15 protein-coding genes are annotated in these 16,343 nt (G+C 55.9%); 8 read left to right on the forward strand and 7 right to left on the reverse strand.

What is annotated here, in order from left to right; translation table 11 throughout:
- Positions 1–491 precede the first annotated feature (491 nt).
- Together PT964_RS14070 and PT964_RS14075 are read right to left on the reverse strand one after the other, a co-directional pair.
- Complete coding sequence (locus PT964_RS14070) at positions 492–977, reverse strand: DUF4188 domain-containing protein (protein WP_274363992.1); 486 nt, start codon at positions 975–977, stop codon at positions 492–494.
- Positions 978–1,093: 116 nt separating this feature from the next.
- Positions 1,094–1,369 (reverse strand): hypothetical protein, encoded by a 276-nt coding sequence (locus tag PT964_RS14075; protein WP_274363993.1) that lies wholly within the window; start codon positions 1,367–1,369, stop codon positions 1,094–1,096.
- Between the two features lie 395 nt (positions 1,370–1,764).
- On the opposite strand from PT964_RS14075, the gene PT964_RS14080 reads away from it, so the two are divergent.
- Complete coding sequence (locus PT964_RS14080) at positions 1,765–2,592, forward strand: SPL family radical SAM protein (protein ID WP_274363994.1); 828 nt, start codon at positions 1,765–1,767, stop codon at positions 2,590–2,592.
- Positions 2,593–2,653: 61 nt separating this feature from the next.
- Positions 2,654–2,986 (forward strand): acetyl-CoA acetyltransferase, encoded by a 333-nt coding sequence (locus tag PT964_RS14085; RefSeq protein ID WP_274363995.1) that lies wholly within the window; start codon positions 2,654–2,656, stop codon positions 2,984–2,986.
- Positions 2,987–3,270: 284 nt separating this feature from the next.
- Here the strand turns inward: PT964_RS14085 and PT964_RS14090 are convergent, their stop codons facing one another.
- On the reverse strand, positions 3,271–4,101 hold the full coding sequence (locus PT964_RS14090; protein WP_274363996.1) for an aldo/keto reductase: 831 nt from the start codon (positions 4,099–4,101) through the stop codon (positions 3,271–3,273).
- Positions 4,102–4,309: 208 nt separating this feature from the next.
- Between PT964_RS14090 and PT964_RS14095 the strand changes: the two genes are divergently transcribed.
- The 6 genes from PT964_RS14095 to PT964_RS14120 all read left to right on the forward strand — a co-directional run bounded on the left by PT964_RS14095 (position 4,310) and on the right by PT964_RS14120 (position 10,961).
- Positions 4,310–5,665: an MFS transporter gene (locus PT964_RS14095; protein WP_274363997.1), complete on the forward strand. Its 1,356-nt coding sequence runs from the start codon at positions 4,310–4,312 to the stop codon at positions 5,663–5,665.
- A gap of 225 nt (positions 5,666–5,890) precedes the next feature.
- Positions 5,891–8,272 carry an immune inhibitor A domain-containing protein gene (locus tag PT964_RS14100; RefSeq protein WP_274363998.1) on the forward strand — a complete coding sequence of 794 codons (2,382 nt, stop codon included), beginning with the start codon at positions 5,891–5,893 and terminating at the stop codon, positions 8,270–8,272.
- Positions 8,273–8,405: 133 nt separating this feature from the next.
- Positions 8,406–8,867: a DinB family protein gene (locus PT964_RS14105; protein ID WP_274363999.1), complete on the forward strand. Its 462-nt coding sequence runs from the start codon at positions 8,406–8,408 to the stop codon at positions 8,865–8,867.
- 171 nt (positions 8,868–9,038) lie between these two features.
- Positions 9,039–9,929 carry a cation diffusion facilitator family transporter gene (locus tag PT964_RS14110; RefSeq protein ID WP_274364000.1) on the forward strand — a complete coding sequence of 297 codons (891 nt, stop codon included), beginning with the start codon at positions 9,039–9,041 and terminating at the stop codon, positions 9,927–9,929.
- A 152-nt stretch (positions 9,930–10,081) separates the two neighbouring features.
- Entirely contained in the window at positions 10,082–10,726 is a 645-nt protein-coding gene (locus PT964_RS14115; protein WP_274364001.1) for a transcriptional regulator, read from the forward strand.
- Between the two features lie 58 nt (positions 10,727–10,784).
- Positions 10,785–10,961 (forward strand): YjfB family protein, encoded by a 177-nt coding sequence (locus PT964_RS14120; protein ID WP_274364002.1) that lies wholly within the window; start codon positions 10,785–10,787, stop codon positions 10,959–10,961.
- Between the two features lie 930 nt (positions 10,962–11,891).
- On the opposite strand, the gene PT964_RS14125 is transcribed toward PT964_RS14120, so the two are convergent.
- The 4 genes from PT964_RS14125 to PT964_RS14140 all read right to left on the reverse strand — a co-directional run bounded on the left by PT964_RS14125 (position 11,892) and on the right by PT964_RS14140 (position 16,300).
- On the reverse strand, positions 11,892–13,310 hold the full coding sequence (locus tag PT964_RS14125; protein WP_274364003.1) for an ABC transporter substrate-binding protein: 1,419 nt from the start codon (positions 13,308–13,310) through the stop codon (positions 11,892–11,894).
- A 103-nt stretch (positions 13,311–13,413) separates the two neighbouring features.
- Positions 13,414–14,187, reverse strand: coding sequence for a carbohydrate ABC transporter permease (locus tag PT964_RS14130; protein WP_274364041.1), 774 nt, complete (start codon positions 14,185–14,187; stop codon positions 13,414–13,416).
- A 116-nt stretch (positions 14,188–14,303) separates the two neighbouring features.
- Positions 14,304–15,203, reverse strand: coding sequence for a carbohydrate ABC transporter permease (locus PT964_RS14135; RefSeq protein ID WP_274364004.1), 900 nt, complete (start codon positions 15,201–15,203; stop codon positions 14,304–14,306).
- A gap of 203 nt (positions 15,204–15,406) precedes the next feature.
- On the reverse strand, positions 15,407–16,300 hold the full coding sequence (locus tag PT964_RS14140) for a DUF72 domain-containing protein (RefSeq protein WP_274364005.1): 894 nt from the start codon (positions 16,298–16,300) through the stop codon (positions 15,407–15,409).
- Positions 16,301–16,343 lie beyond the last annotated feature (43 nt).

Below are 16,343 nucleotides of genomic sequence, written 5' to 3' on the forward strand. Positions count from 1 at the left end.
TTATTGCAAAAACAGCGTCAATGCGTCCGAACACGGAAGCGAGAGATCACGTCATGTTTGCCGACCCGAACCATATTCATTACGATATTCATCCGATCGCGCACTCCAAAGATTGCCAACATGACGATGTCACTCCTTCCGAATTGAATTTTCCATTGGTTACATGTTCGTAAGTTATCACGACCCCATGAACCGTGTCAACATATTTTTTGTATAAAAAAACCTTTTTTCGAAGTACTTTCAAGAAAACCGGACCGCGAGCCGGGAAGCACATCAATTCATCAGTACGCGTGAGCCTTGCGATTTAGACCTGCGCGTTAGAGTTGGAACTGCGCTCGTCGCACCGGACGCCCGTACACCGCCAAATGATCATGGAACCGCCCAAATAAGGAGGTTTGACCTCACTATTTCACTTGGCCGCACCGATATTTGCGAAATAGCGAAGTTTTACCTCGCTAAGCTGCTCTTGATCAACAGACTGCGCCTCAGGCTTACACTTCGGACTTGCCGCTCGCTTCCAGCCTGCTTCTTGCCGACTCACGTTTGCCGGAGGCGGGAATATGGTTACCTGCTTTTCCAAGGCCGATCGCCGGCATATTGACGTACACGCTTTCATATTTGCCGGGCTCGATCAGATACGATTCGTGGAAAATGCCGACCGTTCCGTCGTTCCCGACTTTCCGGTTGAAATCCTTCCACTCCTTCATGTGCAGCCCTCCGCGGGCATACCGCTCGATGTCCTCGAACGAGCGCCAGTATTGCAGCAAGGTGATTCGGCGCCAAGAAACGAAATATTCCGTATGGTAAAATCCCAGCTCCCTGTGCGTGTACAGCTCTTTGATCATCGGCCCCATAGCCAAAAACACCGGCAGCCATTTGTGCACCGCCCATATTCGGTTGATGCGCATGCCGATCGCGAATACGGCGAACGGCCCTTCCATCTGTGCAGTGTAGCGGCCCGGCACAACTTTACTCATCAAAGATACCTCCCTGCTTCGGTTGAATATACTTTGACTTTACTGTTTTCGCCGTCGGGACGCATGTATCTTAAGTAAAGAAGCGAATCTGACGAAAGTCACCCTTTAAGCCGGCTTTAGTGCCGCATGATGGCGGAGACAGTCCGAGACGATCGTAAACAAGCACCGCGTTGCGGACGGTCGTGGCGGTCATCTGCGGGAAGCGCGGGGCGAGTACGCTTGTTTTCCGCTACGGTCGGACGGCTTCGGCCCGTTCCGCTTCGGCTCCATAGCTCCTCTAGAATCGCCAGCCTAGCGGGCGATAAGCGCACATTCATGCTCTTAAGCCGGAGCAGCGCTTGGTCTATGGTAGCGGCGGTTGTAGGCTCATGCATGCGTTCGCGATCGTTCATTCGGCGGTCACCTTCCCTTGTTATTTATAATTATTCTAATTTAGATTTAATTTTAGATTTGTTTGCGGTACGTGTCAACGGGAAGCGACTTCGTATGATCGGCCGGTCTCGTCCGCTCGTCCGACTTAGCACCAAAGTGTGGTACTAACTCTGCAATCTCACCGCCTCTTGACCGACTTAGCACCAACATTTGGTACTAACACCGCAACTTTTTTCGCCGCTTGTCCGACTTAGCACCAACATTTGGTGCTAACCCTGCTACCGTGAACTTTCCCGCCGCTTGACCGCCCATCCCGGAAAGGTTTGCGCCAACATTTGATCTCCCCTATTTGGTAGTATAAGAATAAGAATAGGTTTAGGTATGTATTACCGTAACGGAAAAGGAGAGCAGCCCGATGCCGACGCCGCAGCCGGTCGAGAAACAACCGAAAAGCATGCTCACCCCGACGGGAGGCTTTCTGTCGGGGTACACCCACACGCTGAATCCGTACAGCGGATGCGCCTTCGCGTGCACGTATTGCTACGTGCGGCGCATGCCGGTCGCCCTATTCCGGGGCGAGCCGTGGGGGGAGTGGGTCGACGCCAAGCGCTTCGACCCGGACGCGTTCCGCCGCGAGCTGCATCGCGCGAAGCGAAAAGGGCCGGTGGCGATCTTCATGTCGAGCGCCACCGACCCTTACCAGCCGGCGGAGTACCGGCTGGAGCTCACCCGCGCGCTGCTGACGATTATGACGGAGAACCCGCCCGCCTTCCTGTTCGTGCAGACGCGCAGCCCCCTCGTGACGCGGGATACGGATTTGTTCCTTCGGTTCCCCGAAGGACAAATCCGCGTCAGCGTCACGGTGGAAACCGACCGCGAGGACATCCGGCGGTCGTTCGCCCCGGCCGCGCCGCCGATCCAGGCGCGGCTCAAAGCGCTGCGCCGCCTCGCGGAGGCCGGCGTGCCCACGCAAGCGGCGGTCGCGCCGCTGCTGCCCTGCACGGCGGACTTCGCCGCCGTGCTAAGGACGGTGACGGACCGCGTCACCGTGGACACGTTCGCCCTCGGCGACGGCTCGGGCGGCAAACGCACGAAAGCGCTCGGCATCTCGCGCATCCACGCCTCCCTCGGTTACGAGGACTGGTACGAGGAAGACAAGTACAAACAGTTTTGGGAGCAATTGCGCGAACATTTTGACCCGGATCGGCTCTATTTGAGCAAAAACGGCTTCACCCCGGGATAGGCGCCCGCATATGTTGACATTAGTAAGCTCCACCAATATGTATTGGAGGTATCGGCTGCTAATGTACCAACCTAACCCTAACGTTGCCGGGCAGCAAATTGTTCATCAAGCCCAACCTGAGGAGGTTCGGACGCTTCAAGCGATCAGACAAAGAATGCACTCGGCCGTGCCGGCCTGCATGCATCGCCGCGTACGCGTGCAAACGATCGACGGTCACGTGCACGAAGGCGTCATCGTCGGCATCGACGGCGGCATCATCTATTTGGACGTAGAGGTTTCAGCCGGTATGTCCCGCGCATTCTACCCGTTCTACGGCCCGTTCTACAACCCGTACTACAGCGTGATTTTGCCGCTTGCTCTCTACGATCTCCTTGTCCTTACTTTGCTCATATAGCTCGTTAACAACAACGAAGGGGGCATCCGAAAACCGGATCTCCCCTTCGCTTCATTTTTCCTTAAATGACGAACGTCCTCAGTACAATTACCAACAAGACATAAAGGACCAAAACAATCGCCGTCGTAGAACCAAAACCAAAGCCAGCGCATGCGCTCATTGTTTTCCCTCCTTTATCAAGACTGAGATATATTATGACCGCTAATGCGGCTGTGCTTGGTCTACGGCCTAACACGCAAAAGAAAAAGCCGCACCCAAAGGTGCGGCGGACAAGCTCATGCCGATTAAAAGTTGAAGTTGTCCGGGTCCGCGCCGAACCGTTTGTTTTGGTTCAAAGCGTTGATCCGGTCCATTTCCTCCGCGGAAAGCTCGAAATTGAATACGTCCGCGTTTTCCTTAATGCGCTCGGCGCGGATCGACTTCGGAATCGTCACGACGCCGCTCTGCAGATCCCAGCGAAGCACGACCTGCGCAGGCGACTTTCCGTGCTTTCGGGCGATCTCGACAAGCGTCGGGTCGTCGAGATTGTTGCCCTGCATCAGCGGGCTCCACGCTTCCATCTGAATCCCCTTTTCCTTGCAGAAGGAAAGCAGCTCGCGCTGATTCAGCAGCGGATGATATTCCACCTGGTTCACAGCCGGGACAATGTCGCTTTCGGCCATAATGTCTTTTAAATGATGAACGTGGAAATTGCTCACTCCGATCGCCCGAACGCGCTTCTCTTCATACAGCTTCCGCAGCGCCCTCCACGTCTCTACGTATTTTCCTTTCACCGGCCAGTGAATCAAATACAAGTCCACATAATCGAGGCCGAGCTTCTTCAAGCTTTCCTCGTAAGCCCGGAGCGTGCTTTCATAGCCTTGGTCGGCGTTCCACACCTTCGTGGTGACGAACAGCTCCTCCCGCTTCACGCCGCTTTGACGAATCGCCTTGCCGACGCCCGCCTCATTGCCGTACACGGCTGCCGTGTCGATGCTGCGATAGCCGTGCGCCAGCGCCGCGGAAACCGCGTCCTCCACCTGCGAGCCTTCCTCAACGCGCCACACGCCCAGTCCGAGCCACGGCATGGCAACGCCGTTGTTTAATGTGGTCGTATCCGCGAGTCCTTTTGGCATAGTTGATTCCATCCCTTCTGATCCAGTCTCACCCATTATTTTACCAAAATGTTCCCCCATCTCAAACCCGTCCCGCCGCAAACGTCATTTCCCCCAAGGATAAACGACCGTTCCGTCCTCTTTCAATTTCCATAATATCACTGAATCTACTATAATAGATAATTGTTCGATTGCGATCAAACCTTCGTTGAAAAGAGGACTCATACAGATGCACTCCCCGCTAATGAAAAACCGCCCCTATGTCATGATTTGGCTGGCGCAAATCGCTTCTAATATAGGAGATCAATTTTACTCCATAGCGCTGCTGTGGTACTTGCTGCAGAAGGTCGATTCCCCTTCTTCGCTGAGCCTCTTAACGATTCCCGAGATGGCGGCCGGACTGCTGTTTTATATTGTCTTCGGCGCCGCGGCCGATCGGTACTCGCCGAGGCGGCTCATGATCGGCGCCGACCTTGCCCGGTTCGCGCTGATCGCCGTCGTATTTTTCTTGGCGCTTTCCGATGTCGGTGCGTTAGGGCCGTTTATGGCCGTGCAGTTCGGCATCGGGATGTTCGCTGCGCTGTTTTTTCCCGCACGAACGGTCGCGTTGCGCCGGGTCGTGCCGCCGGAGCAGCTGGCGCAGGCGAACGCGATCCAAGACTCGACCTTCCGCGCCGTCCGCATCGCCGCCCCGTTGGCGGTCGGCGCTCTGGCCGCCTTCGTCCCGCTGCATTGGCTGATGCTGGTGAACACGATCTCTTACGTTGCATCCGCGGTGTTTATCCTTGCGGCGAATCATAAGGCCGGGCATGCCGCGCGTTACGGCGGAGCCAACGCTCTCGGCCCGGTCGACCCGCTTGGCGCGCCGGCGATTGAAGCGCCGCGCGCGAAGGAAACGGTTGCCGCCATTGCCCGGCGGTTTTCCGAGGACATTCGCTCGGCATTGAAAGAACTGCTCCGCAAACGCTCCCTCCTGTACACGCTGTTATTCGGAAATATGGGCTTTATCGCTTGGCAAGTGCTTTGGACGGTCGGGTTTCCGGTTTTGGCGGCGGAAGTCGCCTCCGGGGCCGGTTCCTCCGTTGCGTCGCCTGGAGGCGAGGCGAACGGCGGGCAGCTTGGCGTCATCGTGGGCAGTTACGGCGTAGGGAACTTAATCGGCAGCCTGCTGATGACCAGAATACCGGTGCGCACACCCATCTATTTCATCGTTGCAGGGTGGCTTCTGCTCGCCGCCGGCTACGGCATCATCGCTGCCGGCCACGCCTCCTTGTGGCTCGTCTATGTCGGCTCCGCGATTGCGGGTCTCGGCGGTCCGGTCATCGGCATCCCGCAGACGACAGCGATTCAAACCGAATCCGAGCCGGAAAATACGGGCAAAATTTTCTCGTTAAACATGCTGATGTTCACCGTGTTTTGCATCGGCTCTGCCGGCTTCGGCGCGCTGGGCTTCGGGAATCTCCCGGTGAGCGTCATGTTCTGGTGCGGCAGCGCGTTTCTCGCCGTCATGTGCGTCTCGGCGCTTCTCCTCTATGCCGGCGAGCGAAAAAAGCTCCCCGCCCCTGTTTCCGATCAAGCGATATAATGCGGTTCGCCTCGCTCGCAGCTTTTGTGGGTGAGGCTTTTTTGTCATGTTTTCTAACCTTTAACGTTAGTAATATTTAACTTTATATAAATTAGGACTTCGTAACCGCTTCCATTACCAGGAAATTACTCCTGTTTTTTAGATTTCGAAAAAAATACACAGGAATACTGACTTTTTTGTTAAATATATGTAACTTGTAGTGACATTACATGAAGGAGGCGTCTTATGAAAAGTAAGAAACTTCTATCCGCTGCGATGGCAATGGCTCTCGGGATCGGCACCGTCGGTTCCGCAGCCATCGCCCCCGCCTTCGCATCGTTCGCGCCGAACGATGCGGCATCCTTATCCCGCGCCTACATACCTGGCGGGACGTTCGATATGGGGGTGGTCAATGACGATAAATTGATCGCCATGCTGAAGCGGAACGGAACGATTCCGGCGAACGCTTCCCCCGAAACGGCGCGTGCAGCCCTGAAATCGTACTTGAACGGCAAGGCGTCCCATGCGGCGGCAGCCCAAAGCAATGGCGAGCTTTACAAGCAAGAGCGGAAGCGCGCGGAAGCGATGAAGGAAAATGCGAACGCAGGCGGATTGTTGAACGGCAGCGGCAAAAAGCTAGGCCAATCAACCGCGGTTCCGCCGGCGGCCGCTGAGCCGTGGAACGGCGGCAAGCGCGTCGACAAGGTGCTCGTGCTGCTCATTGAATACCCTGATTTCCCGCATAACGGCATCAAGCCCGAAGAAACGGACATGTACTACCAGGATTATTCGAAAGAGCACTACGAGCAAATGATATTCGGCTCGAACGGGTATACGGGACCGAACGGCGAAACGCTGATGTCCATGAAACAATATTACGAAGAGCAATCCGGCGGGAGCTATTCCGTGGAAGGAACGGTTGCAGGATGGTATACGGCAAGCAAGCCCGCCGCGGAATACGGCGCTAACGTTCCGGCTCCGGACGGCAACGACAAGAACGCGCGCGGCCTCGTTAAAGAAGCGCTGCTTGCGGCTGCCAACGATCCTTCGATCGATCTGAAGCAGTTCGATCAGGAGGACCGTTACGATTTGGACGGCGACGGCAACTTCCGCGAGCCGGACGGCCTGATCGATCACCTGATGATCGTTCACTCCTCCGTCGGCGAAGAAGCGGGCGGGGGCTCGCTCGGCGGCGACGCGATCTGGTCGCACCGTTCCAACTTAGGCGGCGTTGCGGTGCTCCCGGGCACGTCCGCAGATGTCCCGTATTGGGACGGCATGCTCGGCGCTTACGATTACACGATCGAGCCGGCTGACGGCGCGGCAGGCGTGTTCGCCCACGAATTCGGCCACGACCTCGGCTTGCCGGACGAATACGATACGATGTATACCGGCGCCGGCGAAGCGGTCGGCTATTGGTCCATCATGGCCAGCGGTTCTTGGGCCGGCATCATCCCGGGAACGGAGCCGTCGGGCTTCAGCGCATGGGCCAAAGAGTTTCTGCAGGCGAACGTCGGCGGCAACTGGCTGACCGGCTCTTCCATACATGTCAACGACATCCCCGCTTCCGGCGTCGAATTCATACTGGATGAAGCGGTGACCAAAGGGGCGGGAAACGATGCCGTCCGTATTGATTTGCCGGAAAAGACGGTTGTCGTCAATACGCCCTACAGCGACCAATACGAATATTACGGCGGCCGCGGCGATGAGCTGAACCGATCGATGACGGCTTCGCTGGATTTAACGTCGGCGGCGAGCGCGGCTCTAACGTTCAAAACCTGGTATCAAATCGAGAAGGATTGGGATTACGCCTCGATTCAGGTCCGTGAAGCGGACGGCTCCTGGACTTCGATCCAGGGGAATATTACGACATCGGAAAACCCGCACGGCCAAAATCCCGGCAACGGCATTACCGGCGATTCCGGCGGCTGGGTCGATGCAAGCTTTGACCTGTCTGCTTACGCGGGCAAGACCATCGAGCTTCGCTTCAACTACTGGACGGACGTAGCGGTGTTCGAGAAGGGCTTCTATGTAGACGACATTTCCGTTACAGCCGACGGCGCAACGCTCTTGTTCGACAACGCAGAAGAAGAGCCCGTCTTTGCGCTTGACGGCTTTGCGAAGGATACCGGCACCTATCAGGCCGAGCACTACTACTTGCTCGAGTGGAGAAGCCATCGAGGAGCCGACCGAGGTCTCGCCCATATTTTGCGCGGCTCAAGCTTAATGTCATACGACGAAGGACTACTTGTATGGTACTTCGACGGCTCGGTCGACAACAACTGGACCGGCATTCATCCGGGCGACGGCTTCCTCGGGGTTGTCGACGCCGATCAGAAAGCCGTAAAATGGAGCGACCGCCTCGTGGCGTCCACCCGGTTCCAGCTGCACGACGCGGCCTTCAGCCTGAAAAAAGCCGATGCGATGGAGCTGGATTATACGGCCCTCTACGGCGCAACGATTCGAGACAACAACTCTACGTTCAATCCGTTGTTTGAGGACAGCAAGTCGTATGCCAATCCGGAGCTGCCGGATGCCGGACGGAACATTACGCCGTACGGCTTGAAAATCCGGGTTGTCGGCGAAGCGTCCGACCGTTCCGCGGCGAAAGTGCTGCTGTTTAAGTAAATACTGACCGAGAGCCTTAAGAAGCCGCTGCGCTTCCTAAGGCTTTTTTAATATCCCGCAAAAAAAAGATTGTTCACGTCCGCAGGCTTGTTAATGGTAAAATGTGGCCAATATATAGGGAAGGAAGATTACAATGACATCGCCGTTTCAATCGATGATAAAGCATATGATATGGGCGAACGAACGCATCATTCGCCGATTGTCCGAATGCGGCAACGCTCCTGCCGGGGCCGTTCGCTGGATGTCGCATATACTGGGAGCGGAGAAGGTATGGCTTGCCCGCTTGCACGGCGAAGACGCTTCCGCATTGCCGATCTGGCCGGAGCTCTCGCTATCCGAATGCGCGGCGGCGGCGGGCGACAATGCGGCGCGTTTCGAACGGCTTGCGGAACGTCTCGACGAAGCGGAGCTTCAGCGGCTCGCAATATATCGCAACAGCACCGGAACGGAGTTCCGCACCTCTGTCGCGGATATGCTGACTCAAGTCTTGATGCATGGATCGTACCACCGCGGCCAAATCAATGCGGCCTTGCGCGGCGCGGGCTTCGAGCCGGTCGGCGTGGATTACATTATGTACGCCCGCGAAAGGCAATAATTGCATCGCGGCGCGGTTTCGTGATATGATTACAGAACCTTTATAGGAAGTGATGCTTTTATGAATTCTGCCATAATTGTAAATACTTATATAACAAACCAAACCCTTGACTGAAACAAGTCAAGGGTTTTTGTTTCCCGTCGGCAACTTTTCTGCAGGAGGTCATCATTTATGCGCTCGGAGAACAACTCGTCCATCGTCGCCGTTTGGATCAGCTTAATCAGCAATGTCATTTTAACCGTACTCAAAATTGTCGTGGGCGTGCTGTTTCAAAGCCAGGTGCTCGTTGCCGACGGCATACACAACGCAGGCGACGTCATCGCAACCGCGGCGGCTCTAAGCTCCATGCGGATCTCTAAGCGTCCCGCCGACAAGGATCATCCGTACGGCCACGGCAAGGCGGAGGTGCTCGGCTCGGCGTTCGTCGCCATTATCCTTGGACTTGCCGCCATCTATATGGGCTATCACGCCGTAATCGCGTTCACCGAGGAGCCCGGCCACGCAAGCGTCGTCGCACTGATTGCAGCCGTTATATCACTCGTTTGGAAACAGGCATTGTACGTGTACACGATTCGGCTTGGGAAGGTCGCAGGCAGCAAGGCGTTAATCGCTACTGCCTACGATCATCTGGCGGACGTTTACGCTTCTCTTGCGGCCGTAATCGGGATCGGCCTGGCGATGCTCGGCGAGCTGTACGATATCCGTTATTTCATGTACGGCGATCCAGCCGCAGGAGTCATCGTTTCGCTGCTCGTATTGAAGCTTGCTTACGAAATGGGGCAAGAGGCGATCGACATTTTGATGGAGAAAAATGTCGGAGAAGACAAGCTGGGGGCATACGCCCAGCAAATTATGGCCGTGCCGCACGTTAAGCGGATTGACCGCCTCCGGGCAAGGGAGCACGGTCATTACATTCTCGTCGACGTGAGAGTCAGCATTCCGGCGGAGCTAAGCATTCAGGAAGGGCACGACATTTCGCGGCAAATCAAAAAGTCGGTTATGGACCGGAACAACGACGTGGACGAGGTGCTGATACACCTGAATCCTTGGTATGAGGAGTGAGAGATGATATAATCGGGCTATAACATAAAATTTCGTCGTGAAGCACACGCCTTCTTCGCACAGCGCGGAGTATGGCGTGTTTTTTTGTGTCAATGAGGGGGTGGTTGGAAGTTGAAATATTTTTTTCATTAATTAACGGGGGGATTTAGCTGATGGATGGAGATATCGCGTTTAACGAATTTATGTTGAAGCATATTGCCGAAAGCAGAGGCGACCGCAAAGCGCGTTTGTTGAAAGGGTTAGGACACGGGGAGACCGATTTTCTGAAAAACATCTGGTATCCGGCTGTCGGAAATTTCGATCATGTCTTTCCGGAATGGGAGATTCGCGATTACAAAGACGGCGTCCGCTATTTGGACATCGCTTATATGCCGGGAGTCGTGAAGGGCGTCGTAGAAGTTCAGGGGTACGGTCCTCACGCAAGGGATATTCCCAGATGGCGCTTTAAGGACGAAAGCCTGAGGCATTGCCACTTGGTGCTCGACGGTTGGACCGTGCTCCCTATCGCTTACGATCTGGTGCGCGACAACCCGCGGCTGTGCCAGCAGCTTGTGCTGTCCTTTATCGGCAAGTTCGTATCCCAGCAGCCGGTGCCGGACGATCTGAACTGGCTTGGGAGTGAGGTCGTTCGCTTTGCCCGGCGGGTCCTTCGTCCGATTACTCCGCAAGAGGTAAGCGCTCATCTGAAGGTGAGCCCCAACTATGCGAGAAAACTGCTTCACCATCTCGTAGATAAAGGAATACTTAAGGTCGCAAGCGGCCAAGCAAGAATACGGACATACATCCTTGTGTACTAAACAATGATCTCCGCGGAACCGATATACACATTGATGCCCAATTGCAAGGGGGTGCACCATGGATATCGCAAGTTTGTCGACGAATTTGGCACAATCCGGTCTTGCCCAGGCTGTCGGGATCAGCGTGTTAAAGCTGGCCAAAGACAGCGCCGTCCAACAAGCTCAAGGGCTGGTGAAGGCGATGGAGCAAAGTGTCCATCCTCATTTGGGCGGCAAGCTCGACATCAGAGTGTAGCCTCAAGAACCCCGGTATTTTTACCGGGGTTCTTGGTTACGCCGCCGAACATAGCAACACTACAGGTTGCTATTTGCCGTATAACAGGGGGCGCTGGTTTGTTAGCAACACCTGAAGTTGCTATTTGCCGCTTTCGGCCTCCTGGCCGGGCGTTTTGGAGCGAATAGCAACTCGTAGTGTGCCTAATTCTCAGCGCAGCGCAAAAAACAGGCCGATAGCCACTCGTAGTGTTGCTAATTCATATCCCGCCGAACATAGCAACACGACAGGTTGCTATTTGCCGTATAACAGGGGGCGCTGGTTTGTTAGCAACACCTGAAGTTGCTATTTGCCGCTTTCGGCCTCCCCGTCTGGCGTTTTGGAGCGAATAGCAACTCGTAGTGTGCCTATTTCTCAGCGCAGCGCAAAAAACAGGCCGATAGCCACTCGTAGTGTTGCTAATTCATATCCCGCCGAACATAGCAACACTACAGGTTGCTATTTGCCGTATAACAGGAAGCGCTGTTTGTTAGCAACACCTGAAGTTGCTATTTGCCGCTTTCGGCCTCCTTGCCGGGCGTTTTGGAGCGAATAGCAACTCGTAGTGTGCCTATTTCTCAGCGCAGCGCAAAAAACAGGCCGATAGCCACTCGTAGTGTTGCTAATTCATAAACCGCCGAACATAGCAACACTACAGGTTGCTATTTGCCGTATAACAGGAAGCGCTGTTTGTTAGCAACACCTGAAGTTGCTATTTGCCGCTTTCGGCCTCCTTGCCGGGCGTTTTGGAGCGAATAGCAACTCGTAGTGTGCCTATTTCTCAGCGCAGCGCAAAAAACAGGCCGATAGCCACTCGTAGTGTTGCTAATTCATAAACATTACAGGTCGCTATATCCGCCGCAATGCAAACAAGCCCCTGACCGAAACCGGTCAGGGGCTCTGTCGCCTCACTTACTTCTGTACCGTAGCGTTATACTCCGCGATCTTCTTCGAAATGTCCGCAGCCGCCGCGCCAAGCGCGTCCTTCGGCGATTTCGCGCCGTTGATCGCCTCTTCCATCGCGGTCTCCACAATCTGTCGCGCTTCCGGGAACACGCCCATAACCGCGCCTTGCGTTGCCGTCGTCAGCCTTGTAGCGTGCAGCTGGTCAACAGCCGTCTGGAACTGCGGGAACTGCTCGAAGTTTTGCTTGACGAGCTCCTGGTCATAAGCCGCCTTCGTAATCGGGAAGTACCCCGTGTTCACGTGCCAGTAAGCTTGCTGCTCCGGAGCAGCAAGAAACTTCATGAATTCCCATGCGCCCTTCTGCTCGGCTTCCGGTCGGTTGTTCATCACCCATAAGCTCGCACCGCCGACAATAACGCCGCCCTCCTGCGCATCCGCCGGCTTCGGAAGAAAGCCCGTGCCGACTTCAAATTTGCCGCCTACGGCGTCGACGATCCCGCGAAGACCCGCGGTCGAATCGAGAATCATGCCCACTTGCCCGGCAGCGAAAGCAGTCTTCGTATCCGCCGTTTTGCGGCCCAAGTTCAGCATCGTGCCGTCGTCGATCATACCCTTCCACCATTCCATCGTCTTCACGCCGACGTCTCCGCCGACGAGCGATTCCGTTGCAAGCGCCGTACGGCCGTTGCCGTTGTTCAAATAGTCGACTCCGGCGTTCGCGTGGAACTGTTCCATAAACCAGCCGTAAATCGCGAAGGATGCGCCGTACCGGCCGTCCTGCGTCAACGCTTTAGCGGCTGCAGCCACTTCTTCGTATGTTTTCGGCGGGTTTTCCGGATCCAGTCCGGCCGCTTTGAACATATCCTTGTTATAGTACAAAATCGGATTCGATGTGTTGAACGGCATCGAATACAACTGATTGTCGAACGTATAGTACCCGAGAATGTTTTCCTCCAGCCCGGACACATCGTAGCCATCCGCATCGATAAACTTCTGAACCGGCGTAATCGCGCCCGTATCGATCATGAAGCGGCTGCCGATTTCGTACACTTGTATCATGGTAGGGCCGGTGTCGGTACCGAACGTCGTTTTCAGCTTATTCAAGCTTTCATCGTAGGTGCCCTGGAACACGGCCTCCACTTGAACGTCCTTGTGCGACGCGTTGAAGTCTGCAACCAGCTTGTCCGCAACCTTGCCGAGCTCGCCGCCGAAGGAATGCCAGAATGTAACCTTAACCGGCTCCGCTGGAGTTTCCGTGTCAGCCGCAGGCTCTTCTGCCGTCTCCTCCGCTGCTGTTTGTTCCCCAGCTCCTTGCACTGTCTCGTCTTCCGAAGACCCAGTTTCCGCCGCGCCGCCGCATGCCGCCAAAAACATCATGACCATGACGGTAAGAATAGCGAGCATCGTTTTACCCTTTGTCATCATTCGGCTTCTTCTCCCTTTCTCCTCTATAAGTATATATATGGAACCCGCGTCAGCGCCCATACCGAAACGCCCCGCAGACGACCCCCAAGCACACGCACAAAACTTACCCTTTCACTGCGCCCGCCGTTATGCCGCGCACCAGCTGCTTCAGCCCGAACAACAGCAGCAGCAGCGACGGCAAGAGCACGATCGTTACACCCGCCAGCACCAAGTTCCACGCCATCATTTCTTCCCACTGAAGCATGCTGACGCCGATTTGCACCGTGCGCATCTGTTCCCGGTTCGTAATCAGCAGCGGCCACAAATACATATTCCAAGTGTTGATGAACACATACACGCCAAGGGTGGCGATCGCCGGCCGGGATAGCGGGAGAACAAGCCGTACAAATGTCCATACATGGCCGCAGCCGTCGATTCGCGCCGCCTCGAACAATTCCCTCGGAAGCTGCAGGAACGACTGCCGGAGCAGAAACACCCCGAAGGCCGACGCCAGGAAAGGAACGATCAGCCCTTGATAGCTGTCCATCCAGCCCCAGCCTTTGATCGTCAAATAGTTCGGGATGACCGTTACTTCCCAAGGGATCATCATTGTGGAAAGAAACGCCGCAAACAGGAACGATTTCCCGCGAAAGCGGACGAATGCGAACGCATAAGCCGCCATACTGCACGTAATCAGCTGCCCAAGCATAACCGCTCCGGAAATAATGAAGCTGTTCATAATGAACGTCGGAATCGGCACCAGCTGCATCGCCGACACAAAATTGCCCGTATAGAAGCTTTCCGGAAAAAGCGCCGGCGGAAACCGCCCCGCTTCCTCAGCCGTCATAAAACCAGCCAGAAACGTGAATGCGATCGGGTACAGCACCAGCACGGCCATAACCGCCAATACGACATATTGCACGACAGTCCAAACCCCAAACCGCAGCGGCTTTCGCGAAATCCCGGCTCCGGCTGCGGATGCCGCCGTCCTTGCGGCCACGTTCGTCGTCACGCTCATTGGTAATGCACCTTCTTTTCCACGACGCGGAATTGGACGGCCGTCAGGATCAGGATGATCGCAAACAGCACCAGCGCCTGCGCGCTCCCCGTTCCGAAACGGTAGTTAATGAACGCTTCCTGATAAATTTGATACACGATGACATTCGTTTGATTCATCGGTCCGCCTTTGGTCAAAATGTGGATTTGCCCGAAGGCCTGAAACGATCCGATCACCGAAACGATGCTTACGAAAAACAACGACGGCGAAAGCAGCGGCAGCACAACCTTCGAGTACGCTTGCATCGGATTCGCTCCGTCCAGGCTGAGCGAGTCCCATATATCTTGGGATATTCCGTTCAATCCGCCCAACAGCACGATGTATACGAAGCCGACGCTCATCCACACTGTCATGATGCTGATCGAAAGGAGCGCCCAATGCGGGTCCGAGAGCCAGAAGATCGGTTTCACGCCCGCTAAGCTCAGAAAATAATTGAGCATCCCGGCGCTCGGGTGAAACAGCAGCAGCCAGATGACGGCAGAGGTGCCGACGGAAATCGCGACCGGCAGCGAAAACACGAACCGGAACAGCTTCATCCCCCGCTTGTTCCCGTGCGTCATCGCCGCCAGCAGCAGCGCCCACAATATCGTTACGGGAACCGTATAAACGATGAACAGCCCCGTTATTTTCAGCCCTTGGTAAAATTGCGGCGATGCGAACATGTCCATGTAATTTTGAAGACCGACATATTTTGCAATGCGCCCTTGCGGGTCGGTCATGTGCAAGCTTAGATACACTGACTGCAGCAGCGGATAAAACACGAAAATCCCGAATACGATGAGCGATGGAGCCAAAAATGCGTATCCCGCCGCTTGATCCTTCCACCGCATCAGGCTTGCCGGCGTTCTTTGGGTCATAACCTTTCCCGTCCTCCCGTCTAAGCTTTTTCCATCGTAAGCGGCGAGTGTTAACGAACCGTCAACTCACTTTGGCATTTATGTAAATGTTCATTAAGACTTTGTAAATCGGAGCGGCAAGAAGCGTGGAATCGACGGGACGCGAAAAAGCGATGGAACGCAAAAAAGCGACGGATCGCTCCATCGCCTCGCCTTTGTGCCGATTATTCAAACAGGTCCAACTGGACCGGTGGCGGTTCCCCGCGCTCAAGCCCGAGCATGGACATGAACCGCTTGGCATTGCCTGCGCCGTGGCCGCCTGAGTTGTTATTGAAGATGACGCATATTTGCCCCGTCGAAACGGACATCTTCTCCAAGATGCCGATCCATTCGGCCAGCTCGCGCTCGCTGTAGTCGTACAGGTACCGCACATTCCGCCAATTCGGGCTGCCGCCGGAATTCCAGCCTTCCGCATTCCGCCCGTGAAAGCGGACGACCGTTCGCTCCGGATGCGTAGGCACAGGCACGGTCGGCACCGAGCCGCTGCCGGCTTGCGGCTCGTCGCACACGCTGTGCATCCACCCTTCGCGCTCCATGAACCTAAGCGTCCGCTCGCGCATGTCGGGAGCGAACCAGCTTTGGTGCCGAAACTCAAGCGCGACCGGCCAGCCGTCCATCAGCTCCTTCGCGCGCCGCAGGACGGCCACGTTCTCGCGGGTACAGTCAAACCACGGCGGATATTGGAACAGGACGGTGCGGAGCTTGCCGGACGCGCGCATCGGCTCGAACGCCTGCCGGAACGCGCCGAACAGCGCCGCGTCTTCCTCGCCGGGCGCCGTCGCTTCTGAGGGCCGGACAGTTGCCGGCAGCTTCCTCCCGCTTCCCCGCTCGTGCCCCGTCATCGCTTGATTCGCCTTCACGACAAAGCCGAAATCGTCCGCGGTGTCCTCCGCCCAGCGCTGCACCGTAGCCGCCTGAGGGATCGCGTAGAACGAGCTGTCCACCTCAACGACCGGGAACTGCCGCGAATACAGCTGCAGCTTCCGGCTTGCCGGCGTGCCGGGCGGGTAAATCGACTCATGATCGCCCCATCCGGCCAGTCCGATTTCAATGTTCATCTCCGGCTGCTCACCTCGACATCCGCCGCAAGGTGCCGAAGGG

The organism is Paenibacillus thermotolerans (genome assembly GCF_028745515.1).
In the GTDB taxonomy this organism is placed as follows: Bacteria; Bacillota; Bacilli; order Paenibacillales; family YIM-B00363; genus Paenibacillus_AE; species Paenibacillus_AE thermotolerans.

Coding starts and splice junctions, on each gene's coding strand:
- PT964_RS14070 (WP_274363992.1), bottom strand. CDS start 977: ATGAGTAAAGTTGTGCCGGGCCGCTACACTGCACAGATGGAAGGGCCG.
- PT964_RS14075 (WP_274363993.1), bottom strand. CDS start 1,369: ATGAACGATCGCGAACGCATGCATGAGCCTACAACCGCCGCTACCATA.
- PT964_RS14080 (WP_274363994.1), top strand. CDS start 1,765: ATGCCGACGCCGCAGCCGGTCGAGAAACAACCGAAAAGCATGCTCACC.
- PT964_RS14085 (WP_274363995.1), top strand. CDS start 2,654: ATGTACCAACCTAACCCTAACGTTGCCGGGCAGCAAATTGTTCATCAA.
- PT964_RS14090 (WP_274363996.1), bottom strand. CDS start 4,101: ATGCCAAAAGGACTCGCGGATACGACCACATTAAACAACGGCGTTGCC.
- PT964_RS14095 (WP_274363997.1), top strand. CDS start 4,310: ATGCACTCCCCGCTAATGAAAAACCGCCCCTATGTCATGATTTGGCTG.
- PT964_RS14100 (WP_274363998.1), top strand. CDS start 5,891: ATGAAAAGTAAGAAACTTCTATCCGCTGCGATGGCAATGGCTCTCGGG.
- PT964_RS14105 (WP_274363999.1), top strand. CDS start 8,406: ATGACATCGCCGTTTCAATCGATGATAAAGCATATGATATGGGCGAAC.
- PT964_RS14110 (WP_274364000.1), top strand. CDS start 9,039: ATGCGCTCGGAGAACAACTCGTCCATCGTCGCCGTTTGGATCAGCTTA.
- PT964_RS14115 (WP_274364001.1), top strand. CDS start 10,082: ATGGATGGAGATATCGCGTTTAACGAATTTATGTTGAAGCATATTGCC.
- PT964_RS14120 (WP_274364002.1), top strand. CDS start 10,785: ATGGATATCGCAAGTTTGTCGACGAATTTGGCACAATCCGGTCTTGCC.
- PT964_RS14125 (WP_274364003.1), bottom strand. CDS start 13,310: ATGATGACAAAGGGTAAAACGATGCTCGCTATTCTTACCGTCATGGTC.
- PT964_RS14130 (WP_274364041.1), bottom strand. CDS start 14,187: ATGGCCGTGCTGGTGCTGTACCCGATCGCATTCACGTTTCTGGCTGGT.
- PT964_RS14135 (WP_274364004.1), bottom strand. CDS start 15,203: ATGACCCAAAGAACGCCGGCAAGCCTGATGCGGTGGAAGGATCAAGCG.
- PT964_RS14140 (WP_274364005.1), bottom strand. CDS start 16,300: ATGAACATTGAAATCGGACTGGCCGGATGGGGCGATCATGAGTCGATT.